The organism is Algoriphagus aestuariicola, assembly GCF_017254835.1.
GTDB classification, from domain to species: domain Bacteria; phylum Bacteroidota; class Bacteroidia; order Cytophagales; family Cyclobacteriaceae; genus Algoriphagus; species Algoriphagus aestuariicola.
This window is the reverse complement of sequence record NZ_JAFKCW010000002.1, coordinates 1201874-1222114: the sequence shown is the minus strand read 5'-3', so window position 1 is coordinate 1222114 and position 20241 is coordinate 1201874. Positions and strand designations below refer to the sequence as shown.

At 48.2% G+C, this 20241-nt stretch carries 19 protein-coding genes; 9 read left to right on the top strand and 10 right to left on the bottom strand.

Features of this window, described 5'->3' with window-relative positions; genetic code table 11:
* Positions 1-11 precede the first annotated feature (11 nt).
* On the top strand, positions 12-551 hold the full coding sequence (locus tag J0A67_RS12365; RefSeq protein ID WP_206569634.1) for an inorganic diphosphatase: 540 nt from the start codon (positions 12-14) through the stop codon (positions 549-551).
* A 16-nt stretch (positions 552-567) separates the two neighbouring features.
* Here the strand turns inward: J0A67_RS12365 and J0A67_RS12360 are convergent, their stop codons facing one another.
* Both J0A67_RS12360 and J0A67_RS12355 read right to left on the bottom strand, forming a co-directional pair.
* Entirely contained in the window at positions 568-1026 is a 459-nt protein-coding gene (locus J0A67_RS12360) for a hypothetical protein (RefSeq protein ID WP_206569633.1), read from the bottom strand.
* A complete protein-coding gene (locus J0A67_RS12355; RefSeq protein ID WP_206569632.1) occupies positions 1013-1618 on the bottom strand; it encodes an acyl carrier protein phosphodiesterase in 606 nt (201 codons plus the stop codon). The genes J0A67_RS12360 and J0A67_RS12355 overlap by 14 nt, the downstream gene beginning before the upstream one ends.
* 62 nt (positions 1619-1680) lie before the next feature.
* Here J0A67_RS12355 and J0A67_RS12350 point away from each other — a divergent pair, with 62 nt between their 5' ends.
* Positions 1681-3606, top strand: a complete 1926-nt coding sequence (locus J0A67_RS12350; protein WP_206569631.1) for an AAA domain-containing protein — start codon at positions 1681-1683, stop codon at positions 3604-3606.
* 98 nt (positions 3607-3704) lie between these two features.
* Here the strand turns inward: J0A67_RS12350 and J0A67_RS12345 are convergent, their stop codons facing one another.
* Positions 3705-4832: a DEAD/DEAH box helicase gene (locus tag J0A67_RS12345; protein WP_206569630.1), complete on the bottom strand. Its 1128-nt coding sequence runs from the start codon at positions 4830-4832 to the stop codon at positions 3705-3707.
* A 207-nt stretch (positions 4833-5039) separates the two neighbouring features.
* Between J0A67_RS12345 and J0A67_RS12340 the strand changes: the two genes are divergently transcribed.
* The 3 genes from J0A67_RS12340 to J0A67_RS12330 all read left to right on the top strand — a co-directional run bounded on the left by J0A67_RS12340 (position 5040) and on the right by J0A67_RS12330 (position 9600).
* Complete coding sequence (locus J0A67_RS12340; RefSeq protein WP_206569629.1) at positions 5040-7583, top strand: DUF7133 domain-containing protein; 2544 nt, start codon at positions 5040-5042, stop codon at positions 7581-7583.
* A gap of 19 nt (positions 7584-7602) precedes the next feature.
* Entirely contained in the window at positions 7603-8682 is a 1080-nt protein-coding gene (locus J0A67_RS12335; protein ID WP_206569628.1) for a sugar phosphate isomerase/epimerase family protein, read from the top strand.
* A 123-nt stretch (positions 8683-8805) separates the two neighbouring features.
* Positions 8806-9600 (top strand): SDR family NAD(P)-dependent oxidoreductase, encoded by a 795-nt coding sequence (locus J0A67_RS12330; protein ID WP_206569627.1) that lies wholly within the window; start codon positions 8806-8808, stop codon positions 9598-9600.
* Positions 9601-9616: 16 nt separating this feature from the next.
* Here the strand turns inward: J0A67_RS12330 and J0A67_RS12325 are convergent, their stop codons facing one another.
* The gene (locus J0A67_RS12325) at positions 9617-10948 is read right to left on the bottom strand and encodes a GntP family permease (protein ID WP_206569626.1); all 1332 of its coding nucleotides are present in this window, start codon (positions 10946-10948) and stop codon (positions 9617-9619) included.
* A gap of 171 nt (positions 10949-11119) precedes the next feature.
* Between J0A67_RS12325 and J0A67_RS12320 the strand changes: the two genes are divergently transcribed.
* The 4 genes from J0A67_RS12320 to J0A67_RS12305 all read left to right on the top strand — a co-directional run bounded on the left by J0A67_RS12320 (position 11120) and on the right by J0A67_RS12305 (position 15196).
* Positions 11120-13171, top strand: coding sequence for a family 20 glycosylhydrolase (locus J0A67_RS12320; RefSeq protein WP_206569625.1), 2052 nt, complete (start codon positions 11120-11122; stop codon positions 13169-13171).
* Positions 13172-13443: 272 nt separating this feature from the next.
* Entirely contained in the window at positions 13444-13830 is a 387-nt protein-coding gene (locus tag J0A67_RS12315; RefSeq protein WP_206569624.1) for a Spi family protease inhibitor, read from the top strand.
* Positions 13831-13935: 105 nt separating this feature from the next.
* Positions 13936-14727, top strand: a complete 792-nt coding sequence (locus tag J0A67_RS12310; RefSeq protein ID WP_206569623.1) for a C10 family peptidase — start codon at positions 13936-13938, stop codon at positions 14725-14727.
* A gap of 4 nt (positions 14728-14731) precedes the next feature.
* Positions 14732-15196 carry a hypothetical protein gene (locus J0A67_RS12305; RefSeq protein WP_206569622.1) on the top strand — a complete coding sequence of 155 codons (465 nt, stop codon included), beginning with the start codon at positions 14732-14734 and terminating at the stop codon, positions 15194-15196.
* Positions 15197-15445: 249 nt separating this feature from the next.
* On the opposite strand, the gene J0A67_RS12300 is transcribed toward J0A67_RS12305, so the two are convergent.
* The 6 genes from J0A67_RS12300 to J0A67_RS12275 all read right to left on the bottom strand — a co-directional run bounded on the left by J0A67_RS12300 (position 15446) and on the right by J0A67_RS12275 (position 20143).
* Positions 15446-15946, bottom strand: a complete 501-nt coding sequence (locus J0A67_RS12300) for an acyl-CoA thioesterase (protein WP_241265157.1) — start codon at positions 15944-15946, stop codon at positions 15446-15448.
* Positions 15947-15955: 9 nt separating this feature from the next.
* Positions 15956-16390: a cupin domain-containing protein gene (locus J0A67_RS12295; protein ID WP_206569621.1), complete on the bottom strand. Its 435-nt coding sequence runs from the start codon at positions 16388-16390 to the stop codon at positions 15956-15958.
* Between the two features lie 15 nt (positions 16391-16405).
* On the bottom strand, positions 16406-17695 hold the full coding sequence (locus tag J0A67_RS12290; RefSeq protein WP_206569620.1) for an MgtC/SapB family protein: 1290 nt from the start codon (positions 17693-17695) through the stop codon (positions 16406-16408).
* A gap of 32 nt (positions 17696-17727) precedes the next feature.
* A complete protein-coding gene (locus tag J0A67_RS12285) occupies positions 17728-18357 on the bottom strand; it encodes a hypothetical protein (protein ID WP_206569619.1) in 630 nt (209 codons plus the stop codon).
* A gap of 182 nt (positions 18358-18539) precedes the next feature.
* The gene (locus J0A67_RS12280) at positions 18540-19427 is read right to left on the bottom strand and encodes a dienelactone hydrolase family protein (RefSeq protein ID WP_206569618.1); all 888 of its coding nucleotides are present in this window, start codon (positions 19425-19427) and stop codon (positions 18540-18542) included.
* 251 nt (positions 19428-19678) lie between these two features.
* Entirely contained in the window at positions 19679-20143 is a 465-nt protein-coding gene (locus tag J0A67_RS12275; RefSeq protein ID WP_206569617.1) for a YehS family protein, read from the bottom strand.
* Positions 20144-20241 lie beyond the last annotated feature (98 nt).

Below are 20241 nucleotides of genomic sequence, written 5' to 3'. Positions count from 1 at the left end.
AAAAAGAAAATATGATTAACCCTTGGCATGACGTCAATATCGGGAAGGAAGCTCCCGACTATGTAATGGGCGTGATAGAAATCCCAAAAGGAAGTAAAGGCAAATATGAGCTGGACAAGAAGACCGGTATGCTGAGCTTGGATAGAGTCCTTTTTTCGGCCGTGCACTATCCTGCGAACTATGGCTTTATCCCCCAGACATTTTGTGAAGATCATGATCCGCTGGATATCCTGATCATCTCCCAAATCGACATTCCATCCATGACTTTGGTCAAAGCCAAGGTGATCGGTGTGATGCGGATGATTGACGGTGGAGAGGCCGATGACAAGATCATCGCAGTGGCCGCTGGAGACCAATCAGTCAATTATATCAATGACATCGACGAGCTCCCGCCCCACCTGATGAAGGAAGTCCACCGATTCTTTGAAGACTATAAAAAGCTCGAAAATAAGGAAGTGAAAGTAGAAGACTTCCTGGGCAAAGAAGACGCAATGCGTATCATCAACGAAAGCATCGCGCTCTACGACAAAAATTTCAGAACAACGCGTTGAGAAAAAGCCTGAGCAATCAGGCTTTTTTAGTTTTTATCATCTGCTTGCTGGCTTTTTTCTTGAGGTAGTTGACCAGCTCGGTGTATGACTCATGCTCATGGTTGGAGACGGCGATGGAGTTTTTGTCAAGAAAGGCAATCGTTACCTGTCGAAACTCTTTCTTGTTGGCCATTACAGTTTCTTCTTCCCAAGCCAAGACTTCTGAGACTGGATAGGTCTTTGTCAAGCCTTTTAGCGGCAGTCTGACAATAATGTGATCCTTTCCTGCTGTAATAAATCGCCAACCAGCCAGCATCTTCACCAGCAGCATCAGGATAACCAAAGTGATCAGGGAACAAGCTATAAGGTAGAACCAAATCCCGAAAGAGCCTTTGTAGGCGAAATCCCGCATCAGCAGCACCAGTCCAGTGATCAAGATGATCAAAATCAAGCTCAAGGAGACATAGGTGGAGATTTTTGGTTTAATGACTACCATGAATTTGCTTTAGTTCTACGAGTTTTTCTCGGGCAAAAGTCTCCAATTCCCGGAAGAAAGCGAAGAAAATCACTTCAAATTCCGCCTCTTTTTCCAACAAGAGCTCGGGAGCCTCGTTCATTTTGGAGTCGAAAGCCGTGCGGTTACTCAATCCATTGAGGGTTCTTTGAATGCCGCTGAGTTCCTTATAGTGAAGGAGCCAGTTTTGTTTCCTCATCCAATAAAACATCTCGCTGAAAGAGCCCGGGAGCTCGGCGAGGTGCCGTTCCATGATTTGATAGGTTTGTTTTACAAATAATTCGAGCGGAGTGTCAGAGAATTTGGCCCAATGTTTTCCTAGAAAATAATCGAAGAAAATGTCTGTAATTACCGTCGAATAATGTCTGAATTTTGGCCTTAGGTAGGACTGGGCGGCTTTGACCAGTGGATGGGAATCTGTGAAGAAATCTATCTCTCGATGCAGCAGGATGCCCGTTTTGGTGTCGCCATGGTAGCGGAGTATCTCCTTTCCCTTGATGAAATCTGCGGCGAAATTTCCGACGAGGATTTTTTCCTGTCCAAAAGAGAGGTATGCGTGGGCGAGAAAGTTCATCTGGCTTTTTGAGGTATAAACCCTGAAGTTTTTGTTTAGTTTGTACTCTAAAGTAAGGATTGATGCCGAATATCATCGAAGAACTCAAGCAAGGTCTCCAACTTCTCAAGCTCGAATGGTCGGAAGATCTAGCCCAATACAAGAGAAAATTCCTGAACACCTCCCTCGCTGAAAAGAAAAAGGAGGGGATCACCTGGCATCCCGTAACGCTCAAAAAAAGCAGAATTGGGATGGGGGAACGCCTAATCGTGGAGATCGAACGAGTCGATTCCCGCTATGCTTCTGCCTTTTCCTCGGGCAAGTCCGTTTCCTTTTTCTCGACTCAAGACGGATATCAGGGTGCAGAGGATAGGGTAAGCGGGGTTGTCAACCAGGTCTCCCGCGATTCGATGGTGGTGACTCTCCAATCTGACGAACTCCCGGAATGGATGCAGGGTAGCCGCTTGGGGGTGGATTTGCTATTTGACGAAAACAGCTACCGGGAAATGGAAGCTGCTATGAAAAAGGTCATTGCTGGTGAGAATCCCCGCTTGGCCGAACTGAGAGATATTGCTCTGGGTGAGAAAACCCCAAAATTCGATCCCCAAGTCCCGATAGAGCTGCCCTCACTCAACTTTTCCCAAAACGAAGCCTGTCAAAAAATCGCCAGTGCCAAGGATATCGCGGTGGTGCACGGACCTCCGGGCACGGGAAAGACAACCACGCTGATTGCGGCCATCCGGCAGGCGGTTGACAAGGGACTCAGCGTATTGGTGACCGCGCCTAGTAATGCCGCTGTGGATCTGTTGGTCGAAAAGCTGGTGGATTTCGGCATTGCGACGCTTCGCCTCGGGCACCCGGCCCGGGTAGAGGAGAAAATCCTAAGCCAGACGCTAGACGCCAAGATCGCCAACCATGAGAGTTTTCGGGATCTGAAGAAGCTTCGAAAGGAGACCGAGGTATATCTCAAGGTTGCCAGGCAGTATAAGCGAAACTTCGGGCCGGAAGAGCGGGCACAGCGCAAGCAGGTGTATCAGGAAGTCTCCCGTATCCGCGAGGCCGCTACTCACTTGGAAGATTATATCCGATCAGACATTTTCCAGAAAACCCAGGTTTTTGCATCTACCCTGGTAGGGGCCTCCAATTCTAATTTGAAGGGTATGCTGTTTGATATAGTATTTGTCGATGAGGCTGCGCAGGGCTTGGAGGCCGCTACTTGGATTCCCGTTTTGAAAGCTAAAAAACTGGTGTTGGCAGGAGACCACTGCCAACTTCCACCCACAATCAAGTCGCTCGAAGCTGCGAAAGCCGGACTTTCGGTAACGCTTCTTGAGAAAATCGTTGAGCGTCAGCCCTCGGTTTCCCAAATGCTGCAGGTTCAATATCGCATGCCAGAGGATGTAATGGGTTTTTCTAACCAATGGTTTTATCACGGGAAGTTACAGGCTGCTGAAAATACAAGAAGCCATGCCTTTGCCCCCGATGAGCCAGTCTTGGAATGGATCGATACTGCAGGTTCGGGTTTTTCCGACCAACAGGAACCTGAAAGCTTAAGTACCTTCAATCCCGAAGAGGCTAGGTTTGCCTGCTCGCATCTGAATGAGACCATCGTAAGAGTCGGCGTAGGTCGATTCAAGCAGGAAAACTGGACGATTGGGCTCGTAGCCCCCTATTCGGCGCAGGTCCGAATGTTGAGAAATCTGATTTTCGAAACCTTTGAATTCCCCAATCTGAAGGCATTCGCAGATATGATTACCATAGATACCGTGGATGGATTCCAAGGGCAGGAACGGGATTTAATGCTGATTTCCCTGACTAGGTCCAATGAAAAGGGTGAGATAGGCTTTTTGTCGGATACCCGTCGGATGAACGTCGCCCTCACGCGGGCCAAGCGAAAGCTGATTCTGATCGGCGACAGCAGCACGCTCGCCCAAAACCCTTTCTTCGATGCACTACTAGCCTATTTTGAGGAAAAAGAAGGGTACAAAAGCATCTATGAATTTTTATAAATGGTAATGGGCGTGAAATCCGGCAGGGGCAAGAAGCAACACTCTATTTTGATTCCTAGTATGAACGAGCGAAACTCGAACAGGTTCTGACCCAAGAATCAAAGGCTTTCCGAATCGAGCAAGGGTACACGCTTGCCCATTTTCTTTTGGATCACTTTGAAATGGTGCAATTCCTCAGGTGTGATCAGGGAAATTGCTTCGCCGTCTGCTCCTGCACGCCCGGTTCTGCCAATGCGGTGGATATAGTCTTTCGGCGATCTTGGCAATTCGTAGTTGATGACCAAGGGAAGGAATTGGATATCAATTCCCCTTGCTGCCAGGTCCGTCGCTACCAATACCCTCGTCTTGCCCGATTTGAAACGAGACAAAGCTTCTGTTCTCGCTCCCTGGCTTTTCTCTCCGTGAAAAGCGATTGCGTCGATTCCGTTTTTGCAAAGCTTGGCCACCACATTGTCTGCCGTTCGAATGGAGGAGGCGAAAACCAGAATCTGTTTCCACTCTCCTGACTTGATCAGTTGGCGTAGAAATGGTCCCTTGTTTTCAGGACTGACCCGATAGGCTTTTTGCTCTATCTGTTCCGGGGTAAAATCGGGGGCTTCCACTTGGATGCGCGTGGGTTCTCGCAGGATTTTTTGGGTCAAGTGTTCGACCTCTTGGTCCATCGTTGCGGAAAAGAGGATGTTTTGCCGATTGCCCGGCAGAAGCTCCAAAATATGCTCTACTTCCTCTCGGAATCCCATGTTAAGAACCTTGTCCGCCTCGTCAAGAACCAAAGTATGCACTCTCGATATGCCAACAGCCCTTCTTCCAATCAGGTCGATCAAGCGACCGGGCGTGGCGATCAAGATCTCGACACCATGGAGCCGCATCATTTGGGGATTGATCGAGACGCCACCAAACACAGCCATGGATTTGATCCTTCGAGGCAGAAAGCGACTGAAGTTCTCGGCTACTTCTGCCACCTGTACTGCCAGTTCCCGCGTGGGGACGATGACAAGTACCGGGACAAAGCGCTCAAGCGCCGCTTCCTTGTCCAGAAGACGCTGCAGGATGGGAAGAATGTAGGCGGCGGTTTTTCCGGAGCCGGTCGGAGCGAGGCCGAGTAGGTCTTTTTTCTCCAGAATGGAGGGGATTGCCTGGACTTGTATCGGGTATGGGCTCTCGTACTTTGCCCGTTCCACCGCATTGATCAGATCTTTTGAAAGCCCTAGCTCGGAAAAATTCATTTTTGGGATTTTCGACAAAGGTAGCACAAGTCTCCGAAAGGCGCTTGGTTTTGACTGGGACTAAGTTGTCGGGGATTTTGGGGAGGCATTTGTTTTCCCGAGTAATTCGCCTTGTAAATCAGCGGAATAAAAAGCATCTTGGAAAAATGAGGATGGAGAAGTAGTTCGCTTTTCTCAAGCCCGAAAACCCAAAATGCCCGAATAAACATGTTTCGAAGGACCCTGCTGTGCTGTACGGTCGTGCTGACGTTTTTGATTTCTTGTAAGGAGTCCGGTCCACTGCCGGAGACCAGCGATAGCCCGCCGAGGACGCCAGAAGAAGAGGCAAAAACCTTTCAGTTGGAAGATGGATTTGAGATTCAGCTGGTAGCATCTGAGCCGCTGGTAGAATCACCCGTCATCATTCAGTTTGATGAGGATGGGAGACTGTGGGTCGTGGAGATGCGAGGCTATATGAACGACATGGAGGGTTCGGAGGAACATCAACCCGTTGGTTCCGTGGCAATCTTGGAAGACACGGACGCAGACGGGATGATGGACAAGCGCACGGTTTACCTCGATTCCCTGATCATGCCGAGGGCCTTGGGCCTTTTCAAATCTGGTGCTTTGGTGGCCGAAAACAATGCGCTTTGGATCACACAAGATTTGGACGGAGACTGGGAAGCCGACTCAAAGATACTTTTGGACTCGACCTATGCCGCCAACGGCATTCCGGAGCATTCTGACAATGGGTTTGTAAGGGGAGTAGACAATTGGTTTTACAGCGCAAAATCGAGTCTGCGCTATCGTTTTCAGAATGGAGCTTGGATTAGGGATTCCACTGAGTTTCGGGGACAATGGGGAATTTCCAAGGACGATCAGGGACGCTTGATTTACAACTATAACTGGTCCCAGTTGCATGGAGACCTAGTGCCGCCCAATTATTTTTCCAGAAATAAAAACCACAAACCATCTTCAGGAATCGATCATGGACTGACCATAGACCGCAGGATTTATCCCATTCGTTCCAACCCGGCAATCAACCGGGGTTATATCCAGGGAACGCTCGACTCTGCCGGGCGGCTATTGGAGTTTACCTCAGCCTGTGCGCCTACGGTCTATCGTAGCGGGCTTTTTCCCGATGAGTATTTAGGGAATGTCTTTGTTCTCGAAAACGCCGGTAATTTGATAAAGCGCAACGTGGTCAAGGAAGAAGGGATTTTATTGGAAGCGCACGACCCCAATCCCGGTCGGGAGTTTTTGGCATCCACTGATGAACGCTTTCGCCCCGTGCAGGCAACCGTCGGGCCGGACGGAGGGCTCTACATCGCGGACATGTATCAAGGCATCGTGCAGCATGGCTCTTACATGACGCCTTACCTCAAGGAGCAGACCAAGCTTCGGGGTTTGGATGCCCCTGGGCATATGGGGCGTATCTGGAGGATTGTTCCAAAAGGCTTTGATCCGGCTGATTCGCCCAAGCTTTCCAAGGCGAGCCAACTGGAGTTGGTTGCGTATCTCAGCCACGAGGATGGCTGGTATAGGGATATGGCTCAGCGACTTTTGATCGAAAGAGACGATCCGGAATCCGTAGTAGACTTGGAGGATTTAGCCAAAAACGGAAGATTGGAATTGGGGAGGTTTCACGCACTGTGGACTCTGGAGGGAATGGGGAAAATAAACCCAGAGCTTTTGCTGGGATTGCTGGAAAGCGACTCGGACCTGCTCCGGAATACCTCTTTGAGACAAATCGAAATCCTTGCGTCGCAGGACCCAAAGGTAATGGAGAGGTTGGAAGAGGTGGTTTTGACTTGGTCTCCCAATCTTTCAGAAAAGCTGGCACTCCAACTTGCGCTTAGCGCAGAGATTTTCTCCGGCGCCACAAAAATTGGCCTGCTGGTGGATATCCAAAATCAATACGGGCAAAAAGGGCTGATACGGGATGCAATCTTAAGTAGCTTAGAAGGGGAGGAATACGCGTTTTTGCAAGCGCTTTTGGAATCTGGCTCGTGGACTGAATCCCATCCTGGCCAGGAAATTATTCTCGAAGCCCTGACCATGGCGATCGTGGAAAATGGGAAATCAGAGGAAGTATCGGGGCTTTTGGCTCTAGCCAACGCTCCCCAACTAGGCTGGAAGGAAGAGGTGATCTTGGGCGGGATGGCCATCAAAGGAGCTGAAGCCGAGGCTCCCGGGTTTGTGGAGGTTGGGAAAAAGCCGGAGATACTAGCCAGAAAGGATTTGCCGATGGATGAAGCGAGAATTGAAATGCTCAAACGCCTTTTCTCCTGGCCAGGGTATCAACCCGAAAACAAACCTTTGGCAGCTGGAAAACTCGACGAAAAGGCGATCAAGCAATTTGCCCTAGGTCGGACAAAGTATCTGAATTCTTGCGCCGGCTGCCACGGGAGCAATGGAAAAGGCGTGAGCAGAATGGGGCCACCATTGGCGGGCTCGGATTGGGTCAATGGGGACGAAGTTCAGCTTTCATTGATCCTCCTTCACGGTATCGAAGGACCGATCGAGGTTTCTGGTAGGAAATACGACGCACCGGATATCCTTCCAGTAATGCCTTCCCACTCGACCATGGATGATGGCGACATCGCAGCGATTCTTACCTACATTCGAAATGAATGGGGCAACCAAGCGCCGCCGGTCACGGGAAGAACTGTGAGCTCCACCCGTCATCTCAACCAAGGCCGGGTTTACCCTTGGTCTGCAGCAGAACTGAAAAAACACATGGCAAGCCTCGCCTCTGCCTCCAAACCTTAGACCCAAAACCTCAGAAATTATGGACAAGCTTTACAATTTCGAATCTAGAAGAGATTTTCTGAAAAAAGCTGGCTTGGCTGCCGGTGCGTTTGCTTTTCCTTTTTCAGCGCTGCCGGAGAGCTTGAAAGGCGTTCCGATGGGCGTGGTGGTTCATTCTTACAGTCGCTACGGTTCCAAAGTCGAAAGCCAAAAATATCCGGGATTCAAGGATGCACTCGACCTCATGAGACATTGCCATTCCATAGGTGCCGGCGGAATTCAGACCACAGTCGGGGGTTGGACGACGGAATTTTCTGGAAAAATGAGAGATGAGCGCGAAAAGCTCGGGATATATCTGGAGGGAAGCATTGGGGTTCCAAAAAATCCCGAGGATGTAGCGCGCTTTGAGAAGGAAGTTTTGGCAGCAAAAGAGGCCGGGGCAACAGTGCTCCGAACAGCCTGTCTCAGTGGTCGACGCTACGAAACCTTCAAGACAGAAGCTGATTGGGTCAATTTTAAAACGAATTCTATCAAGTCAATCCAGTTAGCCGAACCCATCATGGCAAAGCACCGGATGAAGCTGGCTGTCGAAAACCATAAAGATTGGAAAGCTGCCGAACTAAGGGATATTATCCAAAACATAAATAGTGAGTGGGTCGGAGTGACTTTGGATTTTGGAAACAATGTCTCTCTGCTGGAGGAACCCATGGAGGTGATCCGAACTTTGGCTCCCTTTGCCTTTTCTACGCACGTCAAGGACATGGGGGTAAGAAGCTATGAGAAGGGTTTTTTGCTTTCAGAGGTTCCCCTAGGTACCGGTATCGTGGATCTTAAGGAAGCCGTTTCACTTTGTCAAAAACACAGTCCTTCGATTACGTTCAGTCTGGAGATGATCACCCGCGACCCGCTTCAGATTCCATGTTTGGAGGAAAGTTATTGGACGACCTTTCAGAACCCCTCTGCACAAGAACTTGCGAAGGCTTTGAGGCTGGTTAGAGATCATGCATATCCCAGCGCACTTCCGAAGATAAAAAGCCTAACTCCTGAGCAAAGGTTGGCCTACGAAGAAGAAAATGTATTAAAGTGCTTAGCATATTCTAAAACCCAACTCTCCATTTGAGTTTTGAATTTCGATCTTAGTTTCTGTTTCTATAAATTTCAATTTCCAATTCACCAGACATCGATCATTTGACACCGACAAAAATTTCTTTGGTCTCCAGTCTTCCAACCTAAATTTACTCCCATGCCAAATCTAGACTTCTCCCAACTTCCAGGAATTTCACTTTTTTCACTCAAAGGCAAATCCGCCATCATCACCGGAGGCACCAAGGGCCTTGGTTTGGCAATGGCTGCCGGCCTCGCTTCGGCAGGAGCCAATGTGCTATTGGTCAGCAGAAATGCAGCTGACGGGGATGCTGAAGCTGCTGAAATTGCCGCTCAATACGGGGTGAAGGCCCTGACTTTCTCGGCAGATGTAGCCGATAAGGATGGAATGGAAGCCATGGCGAAGACTGCTTTTGACGCCTTTGGAAGCATAGATATTCTGATCAATTCGGCAGGAATCAACATTCGCGGGGCGATAGATGAACTGAGTTATGGAGATTTTACGAAGGTCATGGATGTCAACGTCACCGGGACTTGGCTGGCAAGCCGTGCCGTGACGCCCTATATGAAGGAGCAAAAAGGAGGATCAATAATCAATCTCGCCAGCACCTTGGGTCTCGTTGGACTGTCGAATAGAACACCATATGCGTCGAGCAAAGGTGCGGTGGTGCAGATGACCCGCGCCCTTGCTTTGGAGCTGGCTCCTTGGAATATTACCGTCAACGCGATCTGTCCTGGACCATTTTTGACTGAGATGAACCTGCCGATTGCGGATACGGAGGAGGGCAAGAAGTTCGTCGTCGGCGCTACAGCGCTGGGTAGATGGGGCGAACTCAAGGAAATCCAAGGCGCTGCGATTTTCCTGGCTTCTGCAGCAGGTACCTACCTAGTCGGCTCAATGCTCACCGTGGATGGAGGCTGGACGGCGAGGTAGATTCACGTTGGGATTTTTATCCTACCACCAGAGTCAGAATATAGATTGACAGGATCGCAGTGACGCTCGCAATAACCGTCCCTAGGCTGTGGGACATGTTTCCTTGTTTGATCGACATGCCTGAGAGCTGGGTGACCACCCAGAATCCGCTGTCGTTGGCATGGGAAACTGCCAAGGATCCGGCCCCGATGGCCAATGCCGTAAAGACCTTCATCGTCTCCGAATCCAAGCCGAGCGGTCCCAAGATGGGAGCAATGATGGAGGCTGTGGTGATCATGGCAACAGTCGTTGAGCCTTGTGCAGTCTTCAATGCAAAAGCGATCAAAAACGGCAAAAAGATCCCCCAATTAGCGTCACTCATGCTGGAAGTCACCAAATCCCCGACACCGGAGTTTTGCAGCATTTTGCCAAATACCGCTCCAGCCCCTGTAATGAAAATGACAGGCGCGGCAAGCAAGATGGATTCTCCAATCCAGCCCGATGAGGAAAGTAGCCTTACTTCAAATTTCTTGGGGAGAGTGAAAGAAAGTATAGCGCCGAGAAGCAATGCGATCACTGGAGTTCCGATAAACTGAATGACGACGAAAAACTGTCCTTCGCCAAACGGACGAGTGGGATAATTGGCGATGGAGGCCAGAATGATCAGAAACAAAGGCACCAAGACAGGAGTCAGCGCGGCAAAAAAAGGAGGAAGTTGTTTCTTTTCGAGTTTGTTTTCGTCTATACCCATCTTTGCTTCTAGGGGGATTTTGACTACGAATCGAGAAACAAAAATGTACAAGGGTATCAGGGCAATCAGGGAAACAATTACTCCCCAAAAGATCACCTGACCGAGGTCCGCCCCCAAGATTCCAGCGGTGGCGATAGGCCCGGGAGTAGGAGGAACTAGCGCATGACTAGCCATGGCGCCAAGCGACAGCGCGACTATGGTGGCGGCGTAGGATATTTTGCTTTTGACCGACAGAGACTTGGCAATCGGGTTCATCATGATGATGGTGCTGTCACCAAAAACCGGGATGGAAAGCACCCATCCGCTTAGCATCATCGAGAGATTGACTGATTTTTCGCCTATCCACTTCAAGATTCGATCTGCGATCACAATCGCTCCCCCCGTTTTTTCAAGGAAAGTCCCCATGATCACTCCTAGCAGGATCAGCATCCCCACACTTCCTATTACCCCACCGAAGCCTTCCGAAATAGACTTGATGATAAGTTCGGTCGGCATACGCATCATCAGGCCATAAAGGATGGCGCCGACGAAGAGCGCCAAAAATGGGTGGATATCGAACTTGACAATGGCAATCAGGATCATGGCCAAGGCAACCAGGATAATCAAAAGTGTCAGCATTTTGGGTTTGTTGTGGTTTTTTCTTCCTGTTGGAGATTCCAAACATGGATTCTAAAAATTAGGCAAAAATGGGGAATATCAAAGACCTGTCGTGGAATAGCGCCATCTTCCGGAATTTCGGATCGCCAATTCGGGCATTTTCCCTATTTTCGGCCAAAATCAAAATAACCCATGCGTTTCTTTCAACTTGCCAGTATTCTGGTTCTTTTTTCCGCTGCCTTTGCCTGCGGACCACAACCCACCTCCGATGCTCATTTTGTGGTTTTGCCCAGCCCGACCTCTTTCGAGATCACGGGCAGTTCCAAACTGGCTATTTCCGATGTCGATGAATCTTTTAAGCGAGCCAAAGACATTTTTGTAAGTGGCAAAGATCCACTTAGCCTGCAAAAGGAGGAGCTGGTATTTTCCCTCGATCCGGCTTCTGGAATTGCGTCTGAAGGATATGAACTCGTAATTTCTTCTGACAAAGTCGAAATCAAAGCGAGCTCAAAAGCCGGTCTTTGGTATGGTTTGATGACCGTTTCCCAGCTGCTGGAAGATGCGAAAGACCAAAACGTTCCGCTGCCCCTCTGTAAGATCACTGACACCCCTGCATTGGCATACCGAGCAGTACACCTGGATGTGAAGCATCACCTCGAGAAAAAAGAGTACTACTACGAGCTCATGGATCGCTTTGCTGCGCAAAAAATAAACGCCGTGATCGTCGAAGTAGAGGATAAGTTGGGCTACGAACTTCAGCCCAAAGTTGCTTCTTCGGATGCGTTTTCGATCACGGATTGGAAGGCGATCAGTGACTATGCCATGGCACGAAATATCCGAATCAGCCCGCTGGTGCAGGGATTGGGACATGCTTCTTTTATCCTGAAGCACGACGAATACAAGCCACTCCGTGACGATCCTCAAAGCGATTGGGCTTTTAATCCTCTGGATGAAAATACGTACAAAGTGCAGTTTGACCTTTATGAGGATGCGCTGAAGGCCTTTCCTTACGCCAATTATTTGCACGTGGGAGGGGATGAGGTTCACACCACCGGGCGAAATAGCGGGAAATCTCCCTTGGAGCTTCAGCTTACTTGGCTCAACCGAGTGAGTGAGTACGCTGCTCAAAAAGGCCTCACGCCAATCTTTTGGGACGATATGCCGCTGAAAAATGCAGAGGTGTACAACTCGATCTACAATGGAAAGCTGAGTGAGGCACAGGTGGACAGCATCTGGTCTGCCAATGAAACTAACCTGAACGAGTATGTGGGGATGTTTCCGAAAAACTGCGTCTACATGCGTTGGAACTACGACGCACCGGAGTCCCCGGGAAACATCCGAGCCATGAAGTGGTTTGCGGACAATGGCCTGAAAGTCATGGGCGCTACCGCCGGACAAACCCGCTGGAACCTCTTGCCCCAAGACCAAAGCAATACAAACAACATCCGGGATTTTGCCCTGATTTCGATCCGGAACAAAGCCGACGGCTTGCTGCTGACCCTTTGGGACGACGACTCTCCGCACTTTGAGCTTTATGGCAGGGGCATTGCGATTTTTGCAGAGTATACTTGGGCAGGGGACAAGCGAAATACCGAGGAACTCCATGCGGCATACCGACAGCGGGCATTTGGACCGGCTCTGGCTGGCGCCGAAATGGAATTCATCAATCGACTCGAAGAACCCGTTGCTTTTTGGAAGAATGCCTTGTTGAACAAAAAGAAAGACAGGAATAGGCTAAAGACTCTGGAAAACCCACTTGAAGAAGCGATAATTCCCTTCCCAAATACAGACTCGGCTGGTGCTTGGACTCAAAAATATGCGGAAAAAGTCTCGACTGCCCAGGCTAATCAAGCTCAAATCGATTCTGTTCTCCAGTTGATCCAAGAGTCGAAAAAGCTAGCGGTGAGAAACACTTATACTTTGGAAGTGTACGAGCAGGTTGCGCAAGCGGCTCAATTTTCCAATCGTGCGCTGATTACGCTGGCAGAACTGGATGAACCCAGTGGAGAAAAAAAGGCCCAAGCTGAAGCAAAATTGGCCGGGATGCGCGAGGAATGGACGGCGATCCAAAGCCAACTGGAAACGGTCTATGGCAAGACCCGTCAACTGCACAAGCCGGCTGACTACATTCTGGATCAGGATCACCATGTCCACTTGGCCAATCAGGCGCTGAAGTTCTCAGACTGGCAATTTTATGCGGAGGGACTGTTTTTAGAAAAAGTGGATAGCGAACTTAAAAAATAGTGCTCTCAAACTTGGTTTCTCGAAATTTGCAGTTGCGAGGACTTATTCATGGGGTTTTCAATCCGTTTTCATGCTTCTGGATTACGACTCCCCTATAAGTATTTTATAATTTCAAATCCTGATGAATGGGTTGTCAAACTCTTGAAGATGGAGTCTGAAAACTGATAAAATTCTAAAAAATTACCCATAACCTTCAAAAAATACCCTGTATTGGGTATTTTTTGAAGGTTTATTTGTTTCGATTATTATCGATAAGGTTAAACGAAAACAAAATGAAACAAAAAAATACTATTAAAAGTCTTTTGATAGGCATTCTCCTCTCGTTTGTTAATTCAGCTTGTCAGCAAGGGGATTTGGAAAATGAGCCATCCTTCAATTCGAATGCGGATGAATTTTACGTAAACTCAAAGGAAGCCGAGCTTATCGCTAGTGTAATTGAGTTTCCCGACGTATTAGGCAATAAAGAAAAGGATAAGGCTCGAAATAGAAAGGATTATGAAATTAGAAGACTATCCGGCAGGACAGTAAAGCAAATCAAATCTGCGCCGGGAAAACAAAATCTTGATCTTTTTCACATTGTCAATTACGAAGAAGGTGGCTGGATAATTATTGCAGGAGACAAAAGGGCTACTCCCATTTTGGCTTTCTCCGATGAGTGAAGCTTTATTTTGGACGAGAGTTTCACCTATCCCGGGCCACTGGTGGATTGGGTGGTGAGTCAAAGGGACTACATTGAAGAAATCCGAAGTAAATCGGGGGTCGAGATGGGGCTTAACGAGTTTGAAATTCAATCCCAATCTTCACTTTGGAATTCTTGTCCAATTCAAAGGTCAATAACTCCTAATTTTTCAATACAGAATGATTGTGATCCAGGCGGCGGCGGCTGCGAAGATCAATATACTCAAGTTGGTCCCTTATTGTCTACCGTTTGGAATCAAACCTGTACCTATAATGACCAAATGCCTACTTCATCTTGTAGTAATGCAGCATGTGGGAGAGCTTTTGCGGGGTGTGTTGCAGTGGCAATGGCGCAAGTAATGAGATATCACGAACATCCTACCAGCTATAATTTCTTGAATATGCCAAACACTTTTGGTACTTCCTCCACGGCAGGACTAATGGCTGATATTTTTTACTCTTTTCCTAGTGGTGATCGAGAGATTGACTGTAATGGTACGGGTATTAGTGACAATGCCAATTATTCTTCTGTTTTTGTGAATAATTTTGGATATTCAACGGCCTCTAGGACTTCTTACAGTTCCGCTACCGTGAGATCGGAGTTGGATAATTTACGTCCAGTTATTTTGAGTGGAGCGACTCAATCTGGTTGGTGGATTTTCAAAAAATACACAGAAGGTCATATGTGGGTATCTGATGGTTATCTTCGCGCTGTTTATTGTTCTGGACAAACCCTCCTTAAATTGCACATGAATTGGGGATGGGGGCCTAATTCAGGAAACGGCTTCTATAACTATAATAGTTTTAATCCAATAGTAGGCGGAACCACATATAATTTCAACGCGAATCAGAAAATGATTTTCAACATTAAACCATAACAGTATGAAAAATATAATCTTAGTGATGATTTCAGTTTGCTTGTTGTCCTGCTCAAACGAAGAAATTCCAAATTCTATCCCTGTGTCCATTAATTTATATCTTGAAATAGTGGATGAGGGTGGCGCGGACTTGCTTAATTCGGAGAATTCAACTATTAGTCAAGGCGATATCAAAGTTTTCTATAAAGAAAATGGCCAATTGAAAGAAGTCTTTAATCCTGAGATGGACAATCCCAGAAATTATTCGATTTTCTTCCATGAAGGGAAAATGAAAAATTTATTAGCCCTTGGATTGGGTGGAGAAGAGACAATTCTTAAACTCAGTGATACAATTTCCGAGTCCTTCATTCCTGAGTGGCACTTGATGGAGAATGGAGGAAAGGTGCTCTCTAAAATTTATTATAAAGGGAATTTGGTATATGACAATCGTAGCGCGGACGATGTCCCTTCACTAAAAATTATATTATAAGGCCTCCACGTTTGGGATTTTCTTGTTCCTCGGAATCTGAAATTCCGGAAACTTATCATTGGATTTGCAATCCGACTTTCCGAAAAGGGGAATTACAAATCCCAAACAGTGTTTCAAGATCGCAAATCTAGGAGAGCGAAGTGATGCCGTAATTTGAGAGACAAAGGCATTCTAAGTTTCCAAAACTTGGAGTATCTTTTTCTATCGCAATCCTCCAAGGGTTTTAAACCCTTGGAGGATTTGCTTTTTTCACTCATTAAAAAACGGCCGCATTTCCTCGTGGATTTCGCCGCGGAGCTTTTTTAGCTTTTCGGCATATTCCTCCAGCTTTTTTTCCTGTTCAGTTTTCGGTACCCAGGGCTTCACTTTTTTAGGTTCGCCATTTTCGTCCACGGCCACGAAGATGATGATGCAGTGGGTCTTCTTTTCAAATTTTTTCTCCGAAAAAGCCCTGGAGTAGACTTCCACCATGATATGGATGCTAGAACTGCCAGTGAGGATCACTTGGCAGTCTATCTTGATCAGGTCGCCAATGGAAATTGGCTTGTAGAAGCGGATGCCGCCGACATACACGGTCACGCAGTAAGTTTCCGCCCAAGTGCGGGCGCAGGTGTAGGCAGCTTGGTCTATCCATTTCATCACGGATCCCCCGTGGACTTTTCCTCCGAAATTGACATCGGACGGCTCGCTGATAAACTGGAAGGTGGTCTTGTGTAGGGGCATATCGGTCAGGTTGATAGGTTTGGTCAAAAATAGGTTTTATTTCATTGGAGTTTCCTTGACCACGATTTCCTTATTGGCTTCTCCTGCATAGAAGACCAGGATTTCCGCGGCCTCCGAGCCTTTGTTTACGCCAAAGTGAATTGTATTTACCACTTCGATGATGGGATCCCCGGCTTTCATTTCGAGGACGTTGCCGTGGACATCCACGACTGTCAGTTCACCTTTCAGGAGTACGCCGGCGTTGATCACGGGGTGGTAGTGTTTGGGAAGTTCGGATTGCGGGGGAATCGTCACCTTGACTATGGAGATTTTCGGCTTTCCTTCTGGATAGGCGGGAAGAGAGTCCCCATTCCAAGAAAGGAAGGATTCGGCGATGAGTTCAGAAGTTGGGCTACCAGGCTTGGTCTTCATTTTTTCGCAGGAAAAGAGAAGGGAAGTAAGTGCCAAAACAAAATGAATACGGCGTACCATAGTTAATTGATGTCGTCAGATAAAGAAAGCCAAGATTGCCAAAGCCACCAAAAACACCGTCCCGTAGCCGATTAGCAGGTTTTTTCGCAGGCCTGGACTGCCTGCATAGATACCGATTCCCATCTTGACCAAGGTGTTGGAGATGGAGGCGACTAGAACCGCGAGCGAGGCGATTCTGAGATCGAGAGAGGTTCCTGCGAGTTTGGAAATAGAAATAGTGATGGCGTCGATGTCGGAAAAACCGGCGATCGCACTGGAAATGATGGTGCCGCTGGTTCCGAGATTTTCATTGGCATAGCTCACCAGGAGCAAGATCACCACGTAGATCAGGCCAAAGATCAACGCGCCTTTAAGGTCCAGTGCTTTTTTGAGAGGGATTTCAGCCTGTTCAGATTTTCTGCTTCGCCTTTTGAAATAGATGTAAAGTGTCACCGCAATTGCCGATGCAAAGATGGCGATGACTGCGGGAAGGAGTTTGATGAAAAGCTCTTCGCTAAAGATGGAAGTCCAAATCAGCAGGCGGACAAACATGATCGAGGAAGCGCCGAGGATTGCTGTGGCGCAGCTCGCTGCGAGGCTTTCGTTTTCCTTGCTTTTTTTGGCGTAGATCCAGGTCACCGCGGTGCTGGAGACCAGTCCGCCGACGATTCCACCGAGTAGGATTCCTTTGTTCGTGCCTAGGAATTTTGTCAAAGCATATCCGGCAAGCCCAAGGCCCGAGGTAAGGATAATCACCCAGCCGATTTCCCTGGGATTTAGGACGTCATAGGGCCCAAAAGTCTGGTCGGGAAGGAAAGGGAAAATCAATAGCGCGATCACCACGAATCGAATGAAGTCATACATCTCCTCAGCCGTGATTTTTCCCACGATCGTCTTGATTCGGAACTTGGAAGAAAGCACGAGAAGAATCAGCACAGTGATCATCAGGCTGATCTCGATCAGTCCGATCAAAGCCATGGAGCCAAGTACAAAAGCAAGCAAGGAACTGAATTCGGTCGTTGCCCCATGATCTCCCCGGGTGGATGTAAACCAGTAGGAAACCCCGATAAGCATACTTACACCAAGCACAAAAGCAACATAGACCCAGGGAGAAATCAAAAAGCTGAACAAGGCGGCGACAAATCCAAGTAAGGTAAGAAAGACGAACGTACGGATCCCTGCGAAGCCTTTGGACTCCTCATTCATGGCGTGGTACTGTCGCTCGAGTCCGATCACTCCGCCTATCCCTATTGCGACGAGCAGACGGATGATAAAATCTCCCTGGGACAGAGAGAAGGACTCCTGATCAATGATTAGTGTCTCCAATTTTTTTAGTTAACGGGGAGGATAGCTAGCCGCTATTCTTCCTCAATGTAGTACTGGACTTCCAAAAAGACCTGGTCGAGTGGGTCTTGGCCATCCTTGCCGCTGAGAGAAGTGAGGACTCCGCCAAGCTTAAGCTTTTTCTCTGGCAACGGCGACTTTTCTTTGTGGTGGGCGACCGTCGCCTTGAGTCCGGTTTTGTCGCAAGTCATCTGGTAGACTTCGTAAGCGCTGACGATAGGCACTATCGTGAAGCTCGTCACAGCGTCAACGATGACTGGAATCATGATCGTACCGCCGAAAACCTGGCTTGTACTGACCTTGCAGGGAGTTCCCGTCAAGACGGTACTGAATCCTGCTTTGGGTTCTTTGGCGAGCTGTGCAATGGTGCTATGGACGGGACTGTGTTTTTCATAAAGTTCAAAAAGCTCCTCATCCAAATGTGCAAGGATTCGCTCTTTGGAGTGCTCGTCCAAGTGGGAAATGGCCATCGTCAGGTAGAGTATCATCTCTTGGCGGTCAAAGGTCACTCCGGCGACTTTTCCCAATTCGGCAGGAGTGACCACTCCGTCTTTGGCGTGACTCAGCAAATTGAAAAATTTTCCCCCATTGTCAAACGCTTGAATAGCTTCCTGATAGGAAGCAAAAGGGATGATTTGTTTCATTTTCTTAGCTGAATTTGGATTGTCCTTACCAAATATTCGGAATTAAAAGAATAGAAGCAAATTCGAATTTGGGGGAGAGTGGTGCTGGGCTTTTGGTGCCTCCAACATATGGGATTTGGATATTACCCCAAAAAATAGGCTCAAACCTTAAAAGGAAGGGGAGGTTTTTGGCCTCCCCTTTCTCAGCTGAGATTTGCTTTAAAAAAGGCAATTGTCTTTTCCCAGGCTTTCGTGGCGGCAGCCTCGTCAAAGCGTGGAGTCGTATTGTTGTGGAATCCGTGATTGACTCCTGGGTAATTGATCATTTCATATTTTTTGTTGTTGGCTTTGAGGGCTTCCTCGTAGGCAGGCCAGCCAGAATTCACCCGCTCATCCAGCTCGGCGTAGATAATCAAGAGCGGCGCATTGATCTTCGAGACGTCCTCTACCGGAGGCTGACCGCCATAGTAGGGTACGGCTGCACCTAGGTCCGGTATCCTTACAGCCATCATGTTGGAGATCCATCCACCAAAGCAAAAGCCGACGACGCCCACGTTGCCGTCACAATCCGGGTGTTTTTTTAGGTATTCGTAGGCGGCGATGAAGTCTTCTAGCATGGAGTCCCGGTTCAGCTTGGATTGCATGGCGCGGCCTTCGTCGTCGTTTCCGGGGTATCCTCCCAGTGGGGTCAGTGCGTCGGGTGCGATGGAAATAAACCCAGCCACAGCGCACCTTCTCCCTACATCTTCAATGTATGGATTCAATCCTCGGTTTTCATGAACGACCACGATCCCCGGTGATTTTCCGCCTTTGGCAGGCTTGGAGAGCAGTCCCTTGATTTTGCCGCCACCTTTTGGAGAATCATACATGACGTAGTCGGAGCTTTGCATGCGCTCATCATTCGCTTCTATGGTTCGGGTGTTGACATAGTCGGGCATCATCGAGCTCATCAGTGCTGTGACCGTAATGCCACCTACCGCATAGACTGAGAGTTTTTCCACAAAAGTCCTACGGTCGAGCTTGTTATGGCAATAGTAGTCGTACAGATCAAAGGCTTCCTGAGGGATGTCTTCCTTTCTTAGTTTATCCATGGGCTTATGGTTTGGTTAGTGGTAATAAGTTATTCAAAAGAATCAAAAGATTGGAAAAATTGGGTGGAACGGTTGGAAAGAGGGAAGGTCGAAAAACGTCAAGGCCAAATGTTTGCGGAGTCGATGGTTTTTGACGCCGGGAATACGAAATGGACTTTTCGAATTTGGGAATAGGGAGAAATTGAGCACGAACAATGCTCGGGTTAGTCCGATTATGAGCCTTTGCTCTTAAAATGCAGTCAGGCCGCTAATCAGGACTCACCTCTATACTTCAGCTGAAGGCCATGGAGGAAGTTGCGAAGCACCTGGTCTTTGCACTGCCGGTATTGGGGCTGGTTGGGGTTGCGAAAAAAGGCGCTGAGCTCATGCTTGCTCAGTCGGAATCCCCGAAGTCCAAAAATTTCCAGCATATCGTCGTCTTTCATGTTCAGCGCGATCTTGAGCTTTCTGAGAACCAGGTTGTTGCTGAGTGACTTTTCGGCAGGAGGGTTTCCATCTTCTTTTGGGCCGCGTTTTAGGATGATCAGGCCATTGAGAAAGCAAGCCAAGTCCTTGTCGTAAATCGCTACAAAGTCCTCGTCTTCGTCGCGCTTGAGCCAGTTGCTTACCTCCTCGCGGGTGGTAGGTCTACCACCCTTTCCCAAGATGTCCATCATCACAAAGTCATTGAAATCAAACGTATAGCGAAGGGAGCGGAGGATGTCGTTGTTGTCCATGGGAAGCGATTGAAGGGCAAAGATCGCATTTTTTTGACCAAGGAGTCCAAAAAAGGAGAAAGCCCTATGTCCGGGCACATCAAATTGGACTTTCGGAT

Excerpts from the sequence above, each read along its gene's own strand:
- J0A67_RS12365 (WP_206569634.1), top strand. The coding sequence starts at position 12 with ATGATTAACCCTTGGCATGACGTCAATATCGGGAAGGAAGCTCCCGAC.
- J0A67_RS12360 (WP_206569633.1), bottom strand. The coding sequence starts at position 1,026 with ATGGTAGTCATTAAACCAAAAATCTCCACCTATGTCTCCTTGAGCTTG.
- J0A67_RS12355 (WP_206569632.1), bottom strand. The coding sequence starts at position 1,618 with ATGAACTTTCTCGCCCACGCATACCTCTCTTTTGGACAGGAAAAAATC.
- J0A67_RS12350 (WP_206569631.1), top strand. The coding sequence starts at position 1,681 with ATGCCGAATATCATCGAAGAACTCAAGCAAGGTCTCCAACTTCTCAAG.
- J0A67_RS12345 (WP_206569630.1), bottom strand. The coding sequence starts at position 4,832 with ATGAATTTTTCCGAGCTAGGGCTTTCAAAAGATCTGATCAATGCGGTG.
- J0A67_RS12340 (WP_206569629.1), top strand. The coding sequence starts at position 5,040 with ATGTTTCGAAGGACCCTGCTGTGCTGTACGGTCGTGCTGACGTTTTTG.
- J0A67_RS12335 (WP_206569628.1), top strand. The coding sequence starts at position 7,603 with ATGGACAAGCTTTACAATTTCGAATCTAGAAGAGATTTTCTGAAAAAA.
- J0A67_RS12330 (WP_206569627.1), top strand. The coding sequence starts at position 8,806 with ATGCCAAATCTAGACTTCTCCCAACTTCCAGGAATTTCACTTTTTTCA.
- J0A67_RS12325 (WP_206569626.1), bottom strand. The coding sequence starts at position 10,948 with ATGCTGACACTTTTGATTATCCTGGTTGCCTTGGCCATGATCCTGATT.
- J0A67_RS12320 (WP_206569625.1), top strand. The coding sequence starts at position 11,120 with ATGCGTTTCTTTCAACTTGCCAGTATTCTGGTTCTTTTTTCCGCTGCC.
- J0A67_RS12315 (WP_206569624.1), top strand. The coding sequence starts at position 13,444 with ATGAAACAAAAAAATACTATTAAAAGTCTTTTGATAGGCATTCTCCTC.
- J0A67_RS12310 (WP_206569623.1), top strand. The coding sequence starts at position 13,936 with ATGGGGCTTAACGAGTTTGAAATTCAATCCCAATCTTCACTTTGGAAT.
- J0A67_RS12305 (WP_206569622.1), top strand. The coding sequence starts at position 14,732 with ATGAAAAATATAATCTTAGTGATGATTTCAGTTTGCTTGTTGTCCTGC.
- J0A67_RS12295 (WP_206569621.1), bottom strand. The coding sequence starts at position 16,390 with ATGGTACGCCGTATTCATTTTGTTTTGGCACTTACTTCCCTTCTCTTT.
- J0A67_RS12285 (WP_206569619.1), bottom strand. The coding sequence starts at position 18,357 with ATGAAACAAATCATCCCTTTTGCTTCCTATCAGGAAGCTATTCAAGCG.
- J0A67_RS12280 (WP_206569618.1), bottom strand. The coding sequence starts at position 19,427 with ATGGATAAACTAAGAAAGGAAGACATCCCTCAGGAAGCCTTTGATCTG.
- J0A67_RS12275 (WP_206569617.1), bottom strand. The coding sequence starts at position 20,143 with ATGGACAACAACGACATCCTCCGCTCCCTTCGCTATACGTTTGATTTC.